This is a genomic window from Brasilonema octagenarum UFV-OR1 (assembly GCF_963888615.1).
In the GTDB taxonomy this organism is placed as follows: domain Bacteria; phylum Cyanobacteriota; class Cyanobacteriia; order Cyanobacteriales; family Nostocaceae; genus Brasilonema; species Brasilonema sennae.
In genome coordinates this window covers 1-624 of sequence record NZ_CAWPKW010000112.1, presented here as the reverse complement: position 1 = coordinate 624, position 624 = coordinate 1, and the positions used below count along the sequence as shown (strand labels likewise).

Annotated in this window: 1 protein-coding gene and 1 pseudogene; both read left to right on the top strand. The window is 40.5% G+C overall.

From position 1 onward, the window contains the following. Nucleotides 1–200: 200 nt before the first annotated feature. Nucleotides 201–419: a hypothetical protein gene (locus AC5590_RS08770; protein WP_211178826.1), complete on the top strand. Its 219-nt coding sequence runs from the start codon at nt 201–203 to the stop codon at nt 417–419. Beyond that, nucleotides 398–624, top strand: a pseudogene (locus AC5590_RS08765) (IS982 family transposase); the annotation flags it as partial. The gene AC5590_RS08770 and the pseudogene AC5590_RS08765, both read left to right, overlap by 22 nt.

Sequence of the window (624 nt, the reverse complement as noted above, 5' to 3'; positions counted from 1 at the left end):
CTATACAGCTCCTCCTTGGCTTCAGGAAAAAACTGGACAGACTTTGCGCTGGCGAGTGCAGGCGATCGCTCCTGGTGGTCAAACTGTAGCTGAATCACAATGGAGCGAATTCCAGTTTCAAAAGCCTTAACAACCTGAGTTGAAAATAGGGAATAGGAAATAGGGAATAGGTTAAAAGGTCTTTTGATAAGTAGAACGAGGTGAAAAAACCAAACTGTGTAAAGATAAGTAAATACGTACAATGTGTCTATCAAGGTAACATTGAATTGGAATGGCAACACCTGAAAAAAGATGAACTAGCTTCTAAAAGTTTTGACGACGAGTTAGACCTTGCCTATGCCGTCATTGATGGAGTTCAAACAAGAGGAGAAAAAGGAAATTACAGTACACACCGTGTCGGATTTTTAACGTTAGATTAATCCGCTCGGAACAATTTAGAGGTTATATTGCTTCTAAAAAACGCTATTTTTATGGTGGAGTCAAAGTACAGTTGCTAACTACGAAAACTGGTATTCCGGTAGAGTTTGTATTTTTACCTGGTAGCGCAAGCGATGTGCGTGCATTAAATGCATTACCACGCTCATTTACCACCTGAGAGCGAAGTATACACTGACTCTCCTTACG